Annotated in this window: 15 protein-coding genes and 2 pseudogenes; 4 read left to right on the plus strand and 13 right to left on the minus strand. The window is 63.1% G+C overall.

Annotated elements, in window-relative coordinates:
• Positions 1-24: 24 nt before the first annotated feature.
• From U3A55_RS04895 to U3A55_RS04925, 7 genes are read right to left on the minus strand one after another with little or no spacing between them, the layout of a single operon-like run.
• Positions 25-1,665 carry a GMC family oxidoreductase gene (locus U3A55_RS04895; protein ID WP_330990362.1) on the minus strand — a complete coding sequence of 547 codons (1,641 nt, stop codon included), beginning with the start codon at positions 1,663-1,665 and terminating at the stop codon, positions 25-27.
• Positions 1,662-2,183 (minus strand): gluconate 2-dehydrogenase subunit 3 family protein, encoded by a 522-nt coding sequence (locus U3A55_RS04900; protein WP_330990363.1) that lies wholly within the window; start codon positions 2,181-2,183, stop codon positions 1,662-1,664. The genes U3A55_RS04895 and U3A55_RS04900 overlap by 4 nt, the downstream gene beginning before the upstream one ends.
• Positions 2,184-2,209: 26 nt before the next feature.
• Positions 2,210-4,219 carry an ArnT family glycosyltransferase gene (locus U3A55_RS04905; RefSeq protein WP_330990364.1) on the minus strand — a complete coding sequence of 670 codons (2,010 nt, stop codon included), beginning with the start codon at positions 4,217-4,219 and terminating at the stop codon, positions 2,210-2,212.
• Positions 4,216-5,319 carry an ABC transporter ATP-binding protein gene (locus U3A55_RS04910; protein ID WP_330990365.1) on the minus strand — a complete coding sequence of 368 codons (1,104 nt, stop codon included), beginning with the start codon at positions 5,317-5,319 and terminating at the stop codon, positions 4,216-4,218. Before U3A55_RS04910 ends, U3A55_RS04905 begins: the two co-directional genes overlap by 4 nt.
• Positions 5,312-6,940, minus strand: coding sequence for an ABC transporter permease (locus tag U3A55_RS04915; protein WP_330990366.1), 1,629 nt, complete (start codon positions 6,938-6,940; stop codon positions 5,312-5,314). The genes U3A55_RS04910 and U3A55_RS04915 overlap by 8 nt, the downstream gene beginning before the upstream one ends.
• A complete protein-coding gene (locus U3A55_RS04920) occupies positions 6,937-8,091 on the minus strand; it encodes an extracellular solute-binding protein (protein WP_330990367.1) in 1,155 nt (384 codons plus the stop codon). Before U3A55_RS04920 ends, U3A55_RS04915 begins: the two co-directional genes overlap by 4 nt.
• A gap of 43 nt (positions 8,092-8,134) precedes the next feature.
• A complete protein-coding gene (locus U3A55_RS04925) occupies positions 8,135-9,301 on the minus strand; it encodes an alpha-1 4-glucan-protein synthase (protein ID WP_330990368.1) in 1,167 nt (388 codons plus the stop codon).
• Between the two features lie 75 nt (positions 9,302-9,376).
• On the opposite strand from U3A55_RS04925, the pseudogene U3A55_RS04930 reads away from it, so the two are divergent.
• Both U3A55_RS04930 and U3A55_RS04935 read left to right on the plus strand, forming a co-directional pair.
• A pseudogene (locus U3A55_RS04930) lies at positions 9,377-9,681 on the plus strand (beta-CASP ribonuclease aCPSF1); the annotation flags it as partial.
• A gap of 136 nt (positions 9,682-9,817) precedes the next feature.
• Positions 9,818-10,051: pseudogene (locus tag U3A55_RS04935) on the plus strand (sensor histidine kinase); the annotation flags it as partial.
• A 133-nt stretch (positions 10,052-10,184) separates the two neighbouring features.
• On the opposite strand, the gene U3A55_RS04940 reads toward U3A55_RS04935, so the two are convergent.
• Both U3A55_RS04940 and U3A55_RS04945 read right to left on the minus strand, forming a co-directional pair.
• Positions 10,185-10,535, minus strand: coding sequence for a type II toxin-antitoxin system PemK/MazF family toxin (locus U3A55_RS04940; protein ID WP_330990369.1), 351 nt, complete (start codon positions 10,533-10,535; stop codon positions 10,185-10,187).
• Complete coding sequence (locus tag U3A55_RS04945) at positions 10,532-10,903, minus strand: MarR family transcriptional regulator (protein ID WP_330990370.1); 372 nt, start codon at positions 10,901-10,903, stop codon at positions 10,532-10,534. Before U3A55_RS04945 ends, U3A55_RS04940 begins: the two co-directional genes overlap by 4 nt.
• A 331-nt stretch (positions 10,904-11,234) precedes the next feature.
• On the opposite strand from U3A55_RS04945, the gene U3A55_RS04950 reads away from it, so the two are divergent.
• The gene (locus tag U3A55_RS04950; protein WP_330990371.1) at positions 11,235-12,266 is read left to right on the plus strand and encodes a hypothetical protein; all 1,032 of its coding nucleotides are present in this window, start codon (positions 11,235-11,237) and stop codon (positions 12,264-12,266) included.
• Positions 12,267-12,289: 23 nt separating this feature from the next.
• On the opposite strand, the gene U3A55_RS04955 is transcribed toward U3A55_RS04950, so the two are convergent.
• The 3 genes from U3A55_RS04955 to U3A55_RS04965 all read right to left on the minus strand — a co-directional run bounded on the left by U3A55_RS04955 (position 12,290) and on the right by U3A55_RS04965 (position 14,734).
• Complete coding sequence (locus tag U3A55_RS04955; RefSeq protein WP_330990372.1) at positions 12,290-13,480, minus strand: ATP-binding protein; 1,191 nt, start codon at positions 13,478-13,480, stop codon at positions 12,290-12,292.
• 70 nt (positions 13,481-13,550) lie between these two features.
• A complete protein-coding gene (locus U3A55_RS04960) occupies positions 13,551-14,180 on the minus strand; it encodes a hypothetical protein (RefSeq protein ID WP_330990373.1) in 630 nt (209 codons plus the stop codon).
• An 80-nt stretch (positions 14,181-14,260) separates the two neighbouring features.
• The gene (locus tag U3A55_RS04965) at positions 14,261-14,734 is read right to left on the minus strand and encodes a hypothetical protein (RefSeq protein ID WP_330990374.1); all 474 of its coding nucleotides are present in this window, start codon (positions 14,732-14,734) and stop codon (positions 14,261-14,263) included.
• A gap of 125 nt (positions 14,735-14,859) precedes the next feature.
• Between U3A55_RS04965 and U3A55_RS04970 the strand changes: the two genes are divergently transcribed.
• Positions 14,860-15,423 carry a hypothetical protein gene (locus U3A55_RS04970; protein WP_330990375.1) on the plus strand — a complete coding sequence of 188 codons (564 nt, stop codon included), beginning with the start codon at positions 14,860-14,862 and terminating at the stop codon, positions 15,421-15,423.
• Here U3A55_RS04970 and U3A55_RS04975 read toward each other — a convergent pair.
• The gene (locus tag U3A55_RS04975; RefSeq protein WP_330990376.1) at positions 15,420-17,918 is read right to left on the minus strand and encodes a M48 family metalloprotease; all 2,499 of its coding nucleotides are present in this window, start codon (positions 17,916-17,918) and stop codon (positions 15,420-15,422) included. The two genes, U3A55_RS04970 and U3A55_RS04975, sit on opposite strands and share 4 nt — an antisense overlap.
• Positions 17,919-17,967: the final 49 nt, after the last annotated feature.

Below are 17,967 nucleotides of genomic sequence, written 5' to 3' on the forward strand. Positions count from 1 at the left end.
CCAATGTTTTAGGCTTACCTAAATCTACGCGAGGGCTTCGTGCAGGTGCTCGGCCGCCTTCAACGAGAGCGCTGCGAGCGTCAGCGTCGGATTCATCGCCCCACCCGTCACGAAGACGCTACTTCCCGCTATCCAGAGGTTGTCAAGGTCGTGCGTCCGCAGCTCCGGTGTCACCACGCTCTCTGTCGGGTCGCGGCCCATTCGCGTCGTCCCCATGTGGTGGAACGCCGGCCCCGTGTTCTCGGGGCCGACCTGCCACGTCACCTCTGCTCCCAGCTCGTCAAGTACGTGCTCCTGAATCTCGTTCGCGCGCTCCAGCGTCCGCCGCGTCACGTCGTCGAGACCCCAGTGAACGTCCGGCACCGGGTTTCCGTGATCGTCCGTCTGCGACGCGTCCAACCCCACGTAGTGCTCCGCGCGCGGCCGCTGCTCGACCAGCCCGCCCATCGCGATGTGGTTGCCGTACGACTGCCGGAGCGACCCAAGCAGTGCGTCCCCCCACTCCTCGCTCCCGAGCGCCTCCCGCACCGGCGACGGCCCCGCGTAGTTCAGGAACTCGAGTTTCAACCGCGCGTAGTCGCTCGCGTCGCCGTCCGCACTCGGCACGCCGCGCTCAGTCCCGCGTGCGGGGTCGTCGTAGAACTGGTGGGACTCGCTCGTGAGGAACCCGATGTGGTTCTGCCGCGTCTCCTCATCTAGCACACCGCCCGTTCCCGCGAACACATGGTCCATGAAGTATCGGCCGACCGCGCCACTCGTGTTCGCGAGCCCGTCTGGATAGGCGTCGGACGCAGAGAGCAGAAGGAGGCGCGGCGTCTCGACGCCCCCACACGCGACCACGAACTCACTGGCGTGCTGGCGGTGCGTCTCGCCGTCCGGCGTCGCGTACACCGCCGCAGTCACCCGGTCGCCGGAGGCGTCGTGTTCGAGTCGCTGCACCGCCGCCCGGTCGATGACGCGCGCGCCCTCGGTCTCGGCCGACGCGACGTGCCGGGTCGCGTCATACTTCGCGCCCGACGGACACACCGGCTTACAGGTCCCGTAGCCGATACACGGCGGCTCGTCCGCGTAGGCTTCCGAGTTCCGCGCGTTCGGAACCGAGTGCATCGCGATTCCGAGTCGCTCGCACGCGTCTGCGAACAGCGAGTCGCTGTACGACGGTTCGAACGCCGGCATCGGATGTGGTTCCTCTCGCGGTGGCGCGAACGGATTGTCGTCCGCGCCCGCGACGCCGAGCGCGCGCTCCGCCGCGGCGTAGTACGGCCGGAGGTCGTCGTAGTCGAGCGGCCAGTCCGCGGCGACGCCGTGGCGGGACGCCTGCTCAAAGTCGAGTTCGTGCAGCCGCATCACCATCCCCTGCCAGTGGAGCGTCGACCCGCCGACGCCCTTCACGCGCGCCCGGTTCAGCGGGTAGCCGCGGTCGCCCGACGACGTGTAGGCGTCGCGCTCCCCGCCCATATTCCAGACGGAGAGCGGGCCGTGGCCCGGTCGGATATGGCGTTCCATACGGTCGAGTCGACTGTCCTCGTCGAATCGCTCGCCTGCTTCGAGCACGACGACATCATGGCCGCGCGCCGCGAGCGTGTCCGCGACGAGCGCACCCGCCGGTCCTGCGCCGACGATGCATACGTCCGCCGAATCGGACGGCGTTCGGTCTCCACTCATGGCGGTTGCTGGTAGCTCCCTGTCCCTCCGGGGTGGCCGATCGGGTTCTCGATGCCGACGAGCTTCCCGCCGGTGGGCGACGCGTAGAGCGCGTACAGGAGGTCGTTCACAACGTAGTACCGGACGCGTTCCACGTCGTTCCCCGAGGGGTCGGGGTCGGCGGTGTCGGCGTTCATCGCGTGGAGCGCGTCCGAGCGCGTCAGTCGGTGGAGGTCGGCGAAGTCCTCGTCGTGCCAGGCGCGGGCGTAGTCGTCGAGGTAGTTCGTCGCAGTCGCGATACCCGCGGCGTGGTCGGGGTGGTCGTGGACGCGGCCGTTGAGGAAGGTTTCGACGAAGGACGCGACGTTCTCGACCGGCGTCGGGTAGAGGGTGTGGGCGGCGGCGATCATTGTCTCTCTGCTGTCGGCGTCGAGCGGGCGGTCGTTCGACTCGTCGTCACTGGTGAGGACGACCGCACCGCCGACCGCCGTACCGGTCGCGGCGAGCGCGGCGAGGGCGTCGCGTCGACTCAGCTTCATCCACCGGTGTTTAGGCGGGCCTAAACTTAGTGGTTGTGTTCGGCGGTCATCGACACGGTCACGAACACGCTCGGCCGTGACGACGACGGAACGTACGCCGCCGCACCACCACACGCCCGGACGTTCGCGCACCGCTCAACACGCGGTGACAGCGCTCGAACACCGGTCCCGTCTGCATCCACCGGCAGAGACAGGCGGTACGTGAACCCGTCTCCGCCGCCGTACTGCACGAACGCCGACACCCGCACCGTCTCCTGGCCAGTCACGGTCAGCGACTCGCCCCCCACCGCGGACACGTCGCCCGCGACGACCACCCGGCCGTCACGCACGGACACGTTCAGGTCGACCGCGCCCTCCGTAGGTTCGGCCGTGTAGTACGCGCTCTCGCCGTCGGTCGCGACGCGAATCGTAGTCGCCGTCGCTGCCGCCGGGACGCCCATTCGTGCCTCCATCGTCACCGCCGCCCCGGACACGTCCTCGACGCGCTGGAGGCGAGCGTCGGACGGCGACCCCGCGGCCGGATTCCAGGCCCCACGATAGACGTATCGATAGAGCGACCGGTTCGGGAACGCGTTCGATACCGCGAACGGCCGGTCGTCAATAGCATACACTACCCGCCCATCGAACCCGGGGTCGTTCCGCAACACCTGGAACGGATGGTTCAGCCAGTCGCCGTACGGGTCGGGAATCAGCACTACCGAATCCGCGGGAGCACCGTCCTCGAACGGCGCGTACGCCGTTTCGTACGTCTCCGTTACGTCGAGATTCGTCTCCACGGGATCCGCCGCGTTCCCCGCGGTCACGACCGCACCGCCCCCCAGACTCACCACGACGACGAGCGCGACTGCGGCGCGTGCGACTCGCGGGTCGAACCGCTCGCGCGCCACCGTACGGAGCAGCGTGACGCCGCGGGCGGCAGCGAACGCCGCGAACACGGCTGTCGGGACGAGGAGGTCGAAGTGGTAGTACGGGCCGAGCACGGACACTAGCCCGTCGCCCGGCGCGGAGATGTTTCCAAGGATGTTGAACGTCCCCCAAAAGTAGACATTCCCCGCGGAGACCGTGACGAACACGCCAGCCACCGCCGCGGCGCGCGCCGACCACTCGCGGCGGGCCGCCCACGTGACGCCGGCGGCGGCGAGCAGGCTACCGAACACACCACCTGCCACCCACTCAGTGAAGAACAGATCGAGGACGATACGGTTCACGCGGAGCGCGAGTTCCGGCGTGTACACGATTTCGTGACCGAGCAGGCGACGTTGCCCGAACCCGAGTCCGTCCAGCGGCGCGAACGCCTGATACGGGAACACGAACGGGCTCCCGGTCACTAGCGCGTTGTAGCTGAGGGTGATGGCAACTCCGAGCAGGCCGAACACCGCGGTCACCGCCTGCCGCGAGAGCACCGCTCGCCAGCCTCCATAGAGCGTCCAGAGCGCGTGCGCGATGAACGGGGTCGCGAACAGGACGGCGGTGTACGGGCGGGAGAAGAACGCCAGTCCGACCGCGCCGCCGGCGACGGCCGCCCACCGACGACTTCCGGTGCGATCGGCTCGCAGGTAAGCGTACGCGAACGCGAGGTTCAGCAGCGTCGTCGGCGCGTACGGTAGGAACACGCCCGATTCAATGATAAATAACGGAGACGCGAGCACGAACGCACCCGCGAGCAGGCCGACGCGAGACCCGAACACTTCCCGGGCGACGAGCGCGGTGAGCGCAACGACGCCGGCGGCGATACCCGGTAGTGCGAGCCGGTACGCCCCGAACAGCTCGCCGAGCGCGAAGAAGAGCGCCGGAACCGGCGCGTACTTCGCGTACAGTCGGTCTCCCGCCTCCACGAAGAACCACGGCCGGAGCGCGTCCTCCAGCGGCGGCCGGAGGAACACCTGACCGTCGAGTAACATCGCGGCCTGCTGGAGGTAGACTCCCTCATCGTGGTTCAGGGAGTGATGGGGGAACATCGTCGTCGACACCAGCCACGCGAGCATCGCCGCGACACCGGCGAGCACGAGTACGCCCCAGTGCCAGCGCCGAGTCATTCTTCGGTCGGGAACCACGCGAGCTGATGGTCAAGGTCGAGGTCGACACGAACCCGTTCGTCGAGAGAGAGCTGATCGGCGTGGTTGTGTTCGCAGTACACGAGTCCGCCGGCGTCGAGCTGCACGCGGTAGACGAACGCCGGCCCCGTGTACTGGCGGTGGACGACGCGTCCGTTCCCTTCGTCTGTGGGGACCGCCCGCAGGTCGTCGGGACGGACGAGGATATCGACCTTCGCGCCCTCGTACTCCGCGTCGAGGCCCGCGATAGCGTCTCCGGGCACGTCCCCCACTGGGGTCTTCACCGTTCCGTCGGCGAACCGCCCGGAGACGAACCCGGCCTCCCCGATGAACTCCGCGACGAACCGGGACGTTGGCTGTTCGAACACGGTCTCCGGTCGCCCGATCTGTTCGAGGTGGCCGTCGTTCATCACCGCGACGCGGTCACTGATTGATAACGCCTCCTCCTGGTCGTGTGTCACCGAAATCGCCGTGACGCCCGTCTTCTTGAGGATTCGACGCACCTCCTCGCGCATCTCCCGCCGTAGCGATACGTCGAGGTTCGAGAACGGTTCGTCGAGCAAGATGACATCCGGTTCGGGTGCGAGTGACCGCGCGAGCGCGACACGCTGCTGTTGCCCGCCGGAGAGCGTGTCCGGCGCGGCGTCCGCGTAGTCCGCCAGGCCGACGAGGTCGAGGAGGTCGTTAACCCGGCGCTCTACCGCGTCGTCGGGCCGGTCCGCGATACCGTACGCGACGTTCTCTCTGACTGATAGGTGAGGGAACAGCGCGAAGTCCTGAAACAGCAGGCCGATGTCGCGGTTCTCCGGACGGACGAACGTTTCGCCGTCCGCGACGACATCACCGCGGACGCGGACGCGGCCGTCGTCGGGACGTTCGAGACCCGCTATCAGGCGGAGCGTGGTGGACTTCCCGCAGCCGGACGGTCCGAGCAGTGTCAGGAGTTCGCCGTCGCGCACGTCAAACGAGAGCGAATCGACGGCGGTTTCGGGACCGAACGACCGCGTCACCCCGTCGAGTTCGAGGACGGCTGGTCGGTCGTGCTCGTCTCCGCCCGGTCGTACTTGAAGTGTCTCACTCATTCGTGTCACCGTCGGCCGTGTCTTCCTGTGCGAGGATGACGGCCATCGAGAGGCCGGATACGACGACGAGAACGAGCGCTGGGAGCGCTGCTCGCCCGTACAGCCCCGCTTCCTGTACTCGCCAGATGTACGTGACGAGCGTATCAAAGCCTAACGGACGAAGGATGAGCGTGGCGGGAAGTTCCTTCATCGTCGTGAGGAACACGAGCGCCGCGCCGGTGACGATGCCGGGCGCGATGAGCGGGAGCGTGACGGAGCGGAACGCCCCGAAGCGAGACCGACCGAGCGTGCGTGCGGCCTCGACGAGCGTCTGGTCGACTTGGAGCGTCGAGGTCCGCATCGACCCGATTGCCTGCGGGACGAATCGGACGACGTACGCGAACACGAGCAGGGGAACGGTCTTGTAGAACGCCGGAACGACGTTGAGGCTGAAGCTCACGAGCGCGATGGCGAGCACGATGCCGGGGGCGGCGTACCCCGCGTACGGGGCGCGGTCGGCGAGCACAGCCAGCCGTGAGTCGGACGCAGCCGACCGGAGCGCGATGGGGAGCGCGACGAGTACGGACGCGACGGCCGCGAGGAGTGCGACGTAGAGCGAGTTCCAGCCGTACGTCCACGAGAACGTCATCGACCCGCCCGCGTAGCCGGGACCGCCGTTCGTGAGCCAGAGCCCGAACACGACGACGGGGAGGAGAATCGCGGTCGCGCCGACGAGGAGCGGCAGGAGGAGGAGCGGGTAGCGGAGCCAGCCGAGGCGGATGGAGAGCGCGCCACGATTCCCGCTGCTCGCGTACGCGCCGGAGTCGTCCGCGCCAATGCGGGATTCGACGGCGAGAATGACTGCGGTGACCGCAAGTAGCTGGAGAGAGAGGAGTGCCGCGTAGTCCTGCATGAACCCGGTGTAGCGCGCGTAGATGAACTGCGTGAACACTTCGACGCGCATGATGTTCGGCGTGCCGAAGTCGGAGAGCGTGTAGAGCGCGACGAGGAGTGCGCCCGCGGCGACGCCTGGCAGTATCTGGGGGAGAGTGACGCGACGGAACGCCTCCCAGCGGCCCGAGTTCAGCGTTCGCGCGGCCTCAACAAGGGACGCGTCGAGCGAGAGGAGAGAGGCGCGCGTCGTCAGGAACACGTACGGGTACGTGTAGACGGTGAGGACGAGCGCCGCGCCGGTGAATCCGTCTACCGTGGGTATCGTCTCGACGCCGATCGGCTGGAGAGCGTTCGCGAGCACGCCGCCGCGTCCGGTGGCGGAGACGACGGCGAACGCGCCGAGGTAGCTCGGGACGGCGAGCGGGAGCGCAGCCAGCACGGTCCAAAAGCGCTTGAACGGGATGTCGGCCTGCACGGTCAACACCGCCAGTGGAACGCCGACGAGGACGCTTCCAGCGGTGACGACGACGACGAGCGCGACGCTGCGCGCGAGCACCGCGAGCGTCGTCGCGGACGTGGCGAGGTCGATGGCTCGACCGCCGAGACCGAGCACGTCGACGAACAGCCAGCCGAGCGGGATGACGAGCACTGCCGCGACGGCGGCGGCGAGGAACGTCAGGCCAGTGCCGACCGCCGTGTCGTCCGTGAGCCGGTCGAGGAGGCTGTTCAGTCGGTCGCCGACACTCATCCCAGAACGCCGGCGTTCCGCATGATTTCGAGCGTCTTCTCGAGGTTAGAGAGTTCGGAGAGGTCGATGTCCGGCGGGCTCAGTTCGTCGATGGTCGGGAGGTCGCCGACTGGTTCGACGCCCGGAATCATCGGGTACGCGAAGCTGACGGTGGCGAAGAACTCCTGGGCTTCCGCGGAGAGCAGGTGCTTGATGAAGTTGTTCACGAGCTGGTCTTTCTCGGTTCCCTTGATGCGGAGCGCGCCCGCGACGTTGACGAGGGCGCCGGCGTCGTCACTCGTGAACGCGAGGTCAAGCGGGGCATCGGGACGCTGGTTCTTCACGCGGAGGGCGTAGTAGTGGTTCGCGAATCCGACGGGGATGGCTCCGTCAGCGACACGCTGGGAGACGACAAACTCGTCGGGGAAGCGCTGCGCGCCGTTCTCTCGCATTGCGACGAGCCACTCGCGGGTGCCCTCGGGACCACGGAGCAACCGCATCGCGGTGATGAACGACTTGAACGCGCCGTACGTCGGTGCCCAGCCGACCGTGTTCGGGAACGAAGCGGCCGACGGGAATTCCTGCACGGTGTCGGGGATGTCGCTCTCGGAGAGCTGGTTCGTGTTGTAGGGGACGCTGCGTGCGCGTCCGGCGACGCCGACCCACGCGTTGTCGTCGCCCTGGAAGCCGCTCGGGACTGGTTCGACGACGTCCTTCGGGAGTGGTTCGTAGGCGTCGTTGTCGGCGACGTACCCAAGGGAGCTGGCGTCGATAGACCAGAAGACATCCGCCTGAGCAGCACCGGCCTGCACTTCCTTGACGATGTTCTGCGCGAGCGAGGAGGAGGCGGCGCTGCTCTCGTAGACGGTAAAGTCGGGGTATATCTCCTGGAGCATTTCGACGAAGCGGTAGTAGATTCCTCCTTCGCCGCCGCCGATGTAGAGGTTGAGTTCACCGGAGAGGTCAGGAAGCTCCTCGATGGATGTGCCATCAGGTGCGGGCCGGCCCTCAACGATGGCACCGGAACCGCGGAACGTGGCGAGTTCGGGAATCGTTACGCGTTCGTCGTCCGAGCTACTGCCGAGGAGGCCCTGACAGCCGGCGAGGCCGGCGAGCGACCCGGCGGCCGCCGTCTGGAGAACTCGTCGTCGGGTTCGTGGTGAGTCGCGCATATGATTTAGGCGAGCCTAAAGTACCTAAGTGTTTGTGGTTTCGTCAGTCGAGCGCGGTCGGTGTCGGGGCCTCGGTCTGCCGTTCCTCGATAGCGTTCAGACAGTCGAGCCACGACCGCATCGCCTCCCCGCACTCGTTCAGGAACGCGCCGTTGTTCCACTCGCTCCAGTCGCCCGCCGCGAGCTCGTCCGCGATTGCGCGGCACACGCCCGCATAGGAATCGGCGTCTTCGCCAACCCCGTCCGCGACCTCCCAGACGTGTTCGTTCAGTTCGAGGCCCGCGACCTCGTTCTGGAGGTCGTCGAACGTCGACCGCGGCGCCTTGTTGTGCTCGCACAGCGGATCGCCGTTGTAGATTTGCGTACCGAGGATGTCACACGCGCGCTTCAGGAACACGCCCGACCAGATGTCGTCGAACCGTCCGACCTCCCAGTCGTTGTCGTCCATCGGCAACTGGTAGAACGCGGGCACGACCTCCCGACGGAACGCGAGGTTCATCGAACACACCGTCAGGTACTGGCCGGGCGTGGCGACGAAATCCGTCTCGAAGTCCTCGCGGGTGGTTCGCGTCTGCGCCTGCCCCTGGAGGTCGCCGTCCATCAAAATTCGCACGGCGTCGAGGTCAGGAACGTTCGTCCAGAGCCCCTGCGAGGCGACCACGGAGTCGACGTGCTCGGTCTCCACGGTCACAGATTCGTCCATCGCCGCGTACGGGTAGCCACGCGGGTAGAGGTCGTTGTCGCCCTCGTGGAGGACGTTCACCCACTGTTCGTCGGAGCGCACCGACCGCAGGTCGCCCTCGTAGTGGAGGTTGTCCATGTGCGTTCCGAAGAAGTTCACGTCCGCGTGCGGGAGCGTGTCGTCGTCGATGAACACGCCATACTCGAATCGGGGGTCGTCCCAGAGGTAGAGCAGGCCGAACGAGGTCTGTGCGTGACTTGCCGCGGGAATCAGGTCGGCGTACTCGGAGAGGCCGCGGTCGTCGAACCACGCCTCGCGGGCGGTTCCGTCGAACACCGCGCCCGATACCTCAAGGTCGTCGAGCATCCGCTCCATCGCGACGGTATCGCAGAAGTCCTCGGTGATGAGGACGAAGAACAGGCGGTCGGTGTCGAATTCGTGCTCTCGGGCGTTCTCGACGTAACTCCGTACGCAGTCGTACTCGCGTATCGTCGGGACGATGACGCAGGTGTCCGGGCGGTTACTCATTCGTACCCCAAACGATGTTTAGGCCCCCCTAAAAACTATCGGGATGGTGTGAGCTGGCGGAGGAGGAGGGCGAGTTTTTCGGCGGTGACAACGAGTGTGACGGTGAAGGCGTACTGGAAGCGGAACGACTACCGGACGGATCAGGCAGAGGCCGAGGAGACACTTCTCGAACTCATCAACAACACACACGAGGAGGATGGAAAGTCGTCATCCCCGCGTTCGCCGTTGGCCGCAGCCAAGAGCTCATGCCCATCTTAGAGGGGGAGATGCGAGAGGAGGTGCCAACGATGCCGATCTATCTCGATGGGATGATTCAGGAGGCCACCGCGATCCATACGGCATACTCCAAGTCCCTCCGTGACGGACGCCATGATCGCATCCGCGCTTTGATGAAAAGCACATGAGGCGCTTCTTGGATGGTCTCGCGGAGGTATTGCGTGAAGCGCTCGTTCCATGTGCGCCACAGTATCGATTGATAGGGTACCGAGTCGAAGCCGAGTTGCTCACTAATCTCGGGTGACCGTGGGTGGACTAGACGGAGACGATGGATCCTACGTTGAGGATACTGACAGCGGGATTCCCCAAGAGAATCAAGACAACGTGTTCAAACACGGCGTCACCTCCAGCGAGGGAGGGACCGGGTTCGGGCTCTCGATCGTGGCCGAGATCGCGAAGGCGCACGGTTGGACGGTTTCGGTGACAGACGGAAGCAATGGCGGGGCACGGTTCGAGTTCAAGCGGTCGAAATAGTACCTGTTGTCAGTGAGCAAACCGTCCCTGCGGCCTATGCATTGAGAGAACCAGTCTCAACTATCCTTCTAAATCGGAAGATGAGACTACAGCCAGGAGATGGGGTGGGTAGAAGCGCGAATTTCGAGAGTAGCTACTGAAGTTCGTTAACGAGAGCAGTGACTGCGGTCTCGACAAGATCATCCACCAGACGGCCTTGCCAGAAGTCGATATCTTCGTGGTCGATCGATTGGACACCCCACGGAACAATTCGACTTTCATCCGGGGTCCCACCACGACGCCAACTCTCCGCTGGAATCTCGATTAGTCCGTCCATCCATGATTTCGTTGTGAGCGTCACTGCGATATACTGCTCGCCGTGGAACGGACGCCCGTCGTGGTTCGAGAGAATGAGCCAGGGACGAGCGTCCTCCTCGCCTTTGAACGGATCATTCCCGTAGACGACATCGCCACGCTCGAAAACCGGGGTCCCTTCGTCGGTCACTGTTCGTCCTCGACGCTGGGGTGCGGCTCACTCGGCGCGTGTTCACGCCAAGACTCCTCGTCCTCTGTACCGAGTTGCTCGTTGAACAGTGTGGTCGCTCGTTCGTAGCCGCTGTACCCGTCGAGACGTTCCTCGTCGTCGGTCACCGCCCAATACGTTGCCTTGTGTTCGACGAGGTCTCGGTTCTTCAACCGTGAGAGTGCCGTGCTGACCGCACCCTCGTCGACGCCGATCTGGGAGGCGATTTCGCGCGCCTTGAACGCGCGATCCTCGTTGGCAGCGAGAAACCCGAGGACTTGATCGGGGACGGAGAGGTCCGCGAGTTCGTCCTCGTTCGTGTTCTCGAAGGTATCTCGGTCGATGGACATCGTTGAATGGAGGTACGTCATCCACTGCAAAGAGTGTTAGGAGTGAAAGCTACGAAAATTCTGAAGGATATTTCACCCCATACCATAAATCGGTTCGGGAACCGTATGCATTGAGAGAGTCAGTCTCAACTAATCTTCTCCCGAGAATTCTGAAGGAGCTACTTCGTCTATGGCTACAAAGCTGATTGGGGCCGTATGCATTGAGACAGCCAGTCTCAACTAATCGGCAGCTCCGGCTGGTCGAGTAGGCAACGCAGCGCAATCTATTCCAAGTATTCTTGGAAGTCCAAATATAGACAAATCTTATGGGGGTGGGTGTTGACGTTCATATATGGCGTACGCAACCCACCCAGACTCACTCTACGACGAAATTATCGAAGACCGCGAGTACATCACCGTCAACGGGACTACCATCCCAATTCAGGCCAGCACGATCGACGCAATCCAAGAGTTCTCTGGAGAGACAGAAGTTCACCTCGAACGGACTGACGGAGGTACGCACACACTCACCGGGGAACAACCCGTCCCAAATCGTGAACAGCTCAAGAAGGATCTGGCTGCCGCCCAACGCTCGTTCAATGCCCTTCCCGTCTCGGCACTGAATAACCTCTACGGCGGACGTCTCGGCCCACTCCATTATACTGATACGACCGCGCACTTCACGGTCGGGGAGTCCATCTTCAATGCACGTCCGCAACGTGGAACCGGCCCGCTCCCCGAGGAATTCCGGACACTAGGGGTGAAAGCCGCGCATCTGTATGAGGGGTTGGAGGTCGCGCGGAATCTCCCCCATCACTGGGTGGACGGTGTCGGCTGGGAGATCACGAGAGAAGAATCGTTCCGTGAGGCCACAGAAGGCAAGAGTATTCCGGACGATCGTGCACCGCCAGTTGAGGAGTGCTTCATCATCAATGTCCCAAGCGTATTTCCTGCACAGAGCTTTGGACAAGCAACTGGCGTACCGGCAGAGATCGTGAACAGCGCCATCTCCCGAACCGAGCGAACGCTTGACGACACACTCCTAACCAAGCGCATGGCGCAGCTGGACGCCATCGAACAGTACTACGCGCTTTACCAAGCAGAGTCCCACAGGGACCCCCTCGACCAGGAACTCTCGAAAGATGTAGACACCGTCGCTCAGGAAACCTTCCACATCTCAGAATCAGGGCTCGCCTCCCTTCGATCACAGGTCAAGACCCGGAAACAGGAGGCCTTCGAGACCGTCCGGCGGCTCTCTGGTTCGGAGGACTTCAACTATGTTATGGAGGAGTTCGCTGAAACTATCGACGAGCTCGGCGAGCTTGCCATGCTCGGCACAAAATACCGTGAAGAAGTCCTCAATGAACCTCCAGGATTCTACTGAGAAGCGGACGAGATGGGAGTTCATCAGTTCGTACCGTGGGCGGTGGGGTCAACCGGGGTGACAGACTCAAACGCGGCTTCGAAGTTTTCCATGGAGAGCCGGTCCTGGTCGTTGAGATAGACGTTCCAGGCGGCTTCGTTGACGAGCTGTTCGATGTTGCTGGTGCTGTAGCCGTCTGTTTTGTTCGCGAGGATGTCGATCCGGAGGCCGGGGTTCCGGGGGCGTTCGACAGGCGTTGTGAGGAAGTGCTTGATGAGTTTGATTCGGTCGTCGCGTTCGGGGAGCCCGACTTCGAACGAGGTTTCGAAGCGGTCACCGCGCTCGAACGCTTCATCAACGCGGTCACGGCGATTGGTGGTACCGATCACGAGGACGCCGCGGGGCGATTTCTCGAATTCATCGAGGAAGGTGTTGATCATATCGTCTTTACCGGTGGAGTTGTTGTCGGCGCCGCGGCTGGTAGCGAGAGCATCGACTTCGTCCATGCAGATGATGCAGGGGGCGTGTTCCCGTGCGGTGGCGAAGAGTTCCTGGATGTTTTCTTCGGAGCCGCCGACGTACCGATCCTTGATGTCGGGGATCTTGACTTCGATGTAGGAGAGTTTACCCTCTCCTCCGAGGGCGCGGGCGACGTAGCTCTTTCCGGTTCCTGGCGGGCCGTGAAGCAACACGCCGGACGTTGTCTCAAGGCCAAGTTCTTCGATGCGGTTAGCGTCTCGGTAGGGGCCAAGGACACGTGCCCGGAGATCCGCCTTGAGGTCGTCGCGGCCGATGTAATCGGAGAAATCTATCTCGGGCGTTTCCGGCGCGAACGTCCCGGGCGTGTCACTGTCAGCGGAGTCGTCCGTGGTGTTTGAGTTGGTTTGGGGGCCCGGGTCATTCTCGGAGATCTCGTCCGAGTTGGATGGCTCGGAGTCGGCCTCCGTGTCGGATTCGGTGTTGAGCGCGGTTTCCCGGACATCGTAGAGGTCGTCCAGGCGGTCGCGGACGTATTCGAGTCGGGAGTCCGTGTGCGGGGTGGCGACATCCGTGTCTTTGATCGTGATGAGGTTTTGTTTCAGGGATTCGTAGAACTGGATCGTTGCCTCGAGATCCGAGCTCTGTTCGATATCCTCAATTTGGTCGATCTGAGATTCGATTTTGGTCGCGGTGTCTGCGAGTGACCCGTCATCGGCCGTAGGGTTCGTGTTGGTGTTCGGGGTGTCAGTGGACATGGTTTGATCCAGGGAAAGGAAGTGGTGAGCGTGCTGTACCCGAGGAGGAAGTGGTAGGAAGTGGGGGTGGTTAGAGGTCTTGGAGGTCTTCCATGGTCAGCGGGTCGGACGTGTCTTCGAGGTTAGTGGTGTCGTCGGTGTCACTGACGGTGTCGAGATCCCAGTCGTCGTCGCGTTTGCTGGAGAGGCGGTCTTTCTCGAGTTCTGCGAGGTCTTTGTTCACGTCGCCGAGGTCGGGTTCGGCGGTGGTGCCGAGCATGTCGAGCTGGCGGCGGAGCCGGTCGGCGTTTTGCTGTTCGATCTGGCCTTCCTCCTCGAGTTCCTCGATTTTGCGGCGGGCTGCCTCGATGTCAATCTGGGTGAGGTCGACTTCGTATTCGCGCTGGCGCTGTTTCCGGCGCTGAACGCGCTCCCATTTCTTCAGGGCGCGGCGGAGCACTTGGTATTTCTTGGCGAGGGCGTCGTACTCGGTGCGTTTTTCTTGGGCGTCCTCCAGTTCGGCCTGGGCGTCCATTTTGTAGTCCGTTGCGTCGATGCCGTCGGTCTGTTCGGCGGCCTGCAAGTACTCTTGGTAGCGCTCGAGGTGCTTGCGGATGTCCCGGCTGAGCGACCGGAGGTCGTCCCGCATTGCGGTGACAGCGTTGTTGAGCTCGGTGGTAGAGACGCCGAGGCCGAGTACGTCAGCGTTGGGCTCTACCATTTCGTCGAGTTTTGCTTCGGGGTTTCCGGAGTGTTTGAGACGCTGGATTAGCGTGCCGACCCAAGCGCGACGCTGAGGCATTAGTCGTCACCTCCGGCATCCTGGATTTTGTGCCGGTTCTGCATCATGTCGTCCAGTGCGGCCTGTTCGGCTTCGACCGGCGGAGCGCTCGGGGAGGGTGCAGGTTCCCACATGAGGAGGGCCGCGCTGATTCCGATGGCGGCGCCGATGACAGCGGTGATGGTGGTGAATTCGAATTGCGTCCAGGTCTGGAAGGTGATGGCGTTGCCGGTGAACCAGTTGCCGGTGATGATAGCGGCTGCGAAGACGCTGGTGGTGCTGATGGCGCGCGTGGGCGAGTGTTCCAGGCCGCTGTAGGCCGTCCAGACGAGTGCGGCGCCGGCGAGGAGGTTGATGAGCGCGGCAGCCATCGTGAGGGTGAGTGTGTCGGGCATTGTGTTGGGAGCGTGATTTACTCGGAGGTGTTCGTGGTCGGGCTGCGTGTGCTGTTCGTGGGGGTAGTTCCACGGTCGTGGGGAGTGGGTGGGTCGCACATCGCGTTTTGACCTATCGGAGGGAGTGAAAAGCATCCGCCGTGGAGTTGCCATCAGGTGGAATCGATATCCGGATGCGTCAAACCCCCCAATATTGATGGGTGTCGGTGGGAGTAACTCAAAGGATGAGTTGGGGCACGACGCGGACGTGGAAGTACCTCGGGAAGAATACGGTGACGCGGGATAATGTTGGTCGAATCGTGATCCCTCAGCGGGTGTTCGAGCTGGGGGTTCTCGACCAGCCGCCGGACGATCAGGAGGCGTCGGATGAGACGGTGACGGGGCACTGGAGTTTTGACAGTGAGAAGGGGTGGTTGATTCTCTCCGATTCCGAGTTGACGAATGACCCACCAGTCGTTCAGGACGGTGTAGCCCAAGATGACCGGTTCAAAACGCAACGAGAGATCGTTTCGCGGGGACCAGAAGACGGCTATCGGATGACAATCCCCTCGATGTTCTTTGCGGAGTCTGCTGGTGGAAACGCCGCGGTCTCCGATCACGTCCCTGAACGCGCACGTGTTGAACCGGGGGAAATTCGGCATTTCATCACTGCAGAAGAGTTCCTTGCGGACACACCGACAGCGACGAAGTCGTGTTACCTGATTCGTCGAAGCCAACTCGAGCACATCATGAGTTCAAACGGTGAAGAGTTCGACGACGCGTACCCTGTACCACGATTGGACAGCTAACGACCGCTGTCATCGTCCCCACTGTTATCGTCTTCTTGGAGGCGTGTGAGGCGTTCGTCGGGTGCTGGATGTGCTTTTCCCATGTGGTAGTCGCCGTAGAGGAGTTCGAACCACGAACCAACGGAGGGTGGAGAGGTGGTGTCTGGGAGAAGCGGGGTGAGTGCGGCCGCTGCACGGCGAGTATTTCGTTCGTGGTCCGCGCGGGCGCCATCAGAGAGTTGGTCGTCCAGTCGGAGCTGGCGGAGTTTCTGAAAGGCGGTGGTGAAGGTTTCGCGGCTTGTTTTGGTGGCTGCGTAGCGGTCGGCACGTAGTTCCCGGCCGGAGTAATTCAGGGCTGTGAAGAGGACGTTCCGGCCGACGAGGCAGAGGCTGGCGAGGAGGGGGGCGTAGAAGCTGAGCCAGCCGTCAGTATACTTGGACGCGTGTGCGTCTTCGTGGGCGATGAGCGCGGCCAATTGGTCGGCGGAGAGTTCCTCAACTGCGATTTCGGGGATGAAGATATAGCCGGTGCGTCCCGTGGACGTTGCGAAAAACGCGTTCACAGTGCCGGGATACAGCCGGAGTTGTGCGTCCGCGACATCGGCGGGGAGATCGATTGCTTCGGGTGAAACGGGGCGGCTGACGGTGAAGAGTGTGGTGAGCCCCCAGATGCCGGAGGCGACTTGATAGAGGAGGCCGGTGAGGAGGTAGAGGGCGCCGGACGCGACGAGAAGCGTGGTGAGGAGGTCGACGCCTGGTTGTTGTGAGACATACTGGGCCGCGAGCAATGGTAAGCCGATCCCCAGCGCCGCGACGACGACGCTTGAGAGGTAGACGCCTGCTCGGAAGACAGAGGATGTTGGGGGATCTGTGAGTGTGTCTCGGAATCGAGACATGGCAAGGTGTCGTTCACGCCGGCACGTGTACGCTGCAACGCACGCGACAGCGAGGGAGAGAACGCCTGCGAGACGGTATGCAGCGGGATCAGAATTGAAGAAGCCGGTGAGGAGGAACATGGCGGGCATCGCTGATACGATGCCGATTGTTGCGTGGATTTCGATCGTTGCGGGGAGTTGGAGGCTGGGGAGTCCACTGGCGAACCAGGAGGTCAGTGTCTCGTAGTAGGTGGCTGCGATGAAGCTCGCCACGACAAGCAGGATTGCGAGTGCGTTTACGACGTAGTTGGTGTTGAGGTAGACGGCGACCAGCCCGAGGGCTAACAGTCCGTAGATGATGGTGAGGAGGGGGGCGGGGAGAAAGCGCGATTCGGAGATGGTGAGATGGGGGTCTGTCTCGTCAAGCCCGCGCGGGAAGAGGAGGGCGGGGAGTGGGGCGAAGAGTGCGAGTGCGAGTAAGGGGAGTAACAGACTGGGCGCGAAGAGCACGGCGAACGAGCTGAGACCGGGGATGCTGCCCGTGTAGAGCAGGAGTGTGTAGGCGCCGAGCACCCCGAATATCCAGAAGAAGTAGCGGTAATCGCGGGCGATGTAGACGGTTTCGCTGACGGTGAATTCGCGGACGTCGCCAGCCGACCACCCGATTGGTTCGGCGCGCCATTCGTAGCGTGCGCGAAGTCCGAACCGGGAGAGCACGCCTTCACCGAGTATGCGGTTGTCTTCGTCGATGGTTGGGGAGGGTTCGATGTTGAGGTCGAGTGAGTCTGCTGCGTCAGCGACGCGGGTGAGAAGGTCGTTGGTATCGGTGACTGTGTAGGTGGCGTCGACTGACCGGTAGGGGGTGACGAGATCGTCGCGTTCTGTGTCGGTGTCGAAGAAGAAGTCGAGGTGATTGTGCGTGAATTCGAGACGGTGGAGCGAGTTTGTTCGGGCGAGAAAGAGGAGGAGGGCGAGGGCAGCAAGACTGGAGAGAATGTAGAGTGTACCGAGGAGCGTTCCGTACTCGAAAATGATGCGTGGGCCCTCGAGTGTGGCGAGGATGATGAGGGGGGTTGTGAGTGGGGCGTAGATGGCTGCGAGGAGGATGCTGATGCCGGTGGCGGTTGAGGCGGTGGTTCGGGGTGTGTCTGCGTCTTCGTGTTCCAGGTTGGTGATGGGGGCGGGCGCGTTGCTAACCCGGTAGAAAAAGAGGAAGACGACGGTGATAAGTGTGAAACAGACCGCGCCACCAGCGTAGTACGCAATGATCGGAAGGCCCGTTGGGGAAGTGCCCTGAACCGTCCCCGGGGAGAGGGCTGAGGAGGGAGTGTATATTCCGACTGTTGTCAGGGTCAAGAAGAGCAGGCCGAGTATGAGGGGGAGGAGGAAGAGGCTGCAGAACCCGAGGAGCGTCCACGTGTTGAACTGCCAGCGTTCACGAACCAAGGTTCCGTCGGAAGTTGGTTCGAGCGTCCAGTCGTAGAAGAATGTGAGCGGACCAACAGTGTACGTCCCGGTCGTAGAATCGTCGTCAGTCGTGATGTCAGTGAGTGTGATTTCGCGGGTAAGTCTGTCACGGGCATCGTCTTGACTAACGGGGAGTTCTTTGGTCGTTTCTCCCCCGTAATACCGTGACGGCATGATTGAGGCCTTTCAGACTATCCTACTAAGATGTAGGGGACACGAACTC

The sequence above is a fragment of the Salarchaeum sp. III genome (genome assembly GCF_036418315.1).
Classification (GTDB): domain Archaea; phylum Halobacteriota; class Halobacteria; order Halobacteriales; family Halobacteriaceae; genus Salarchaeum.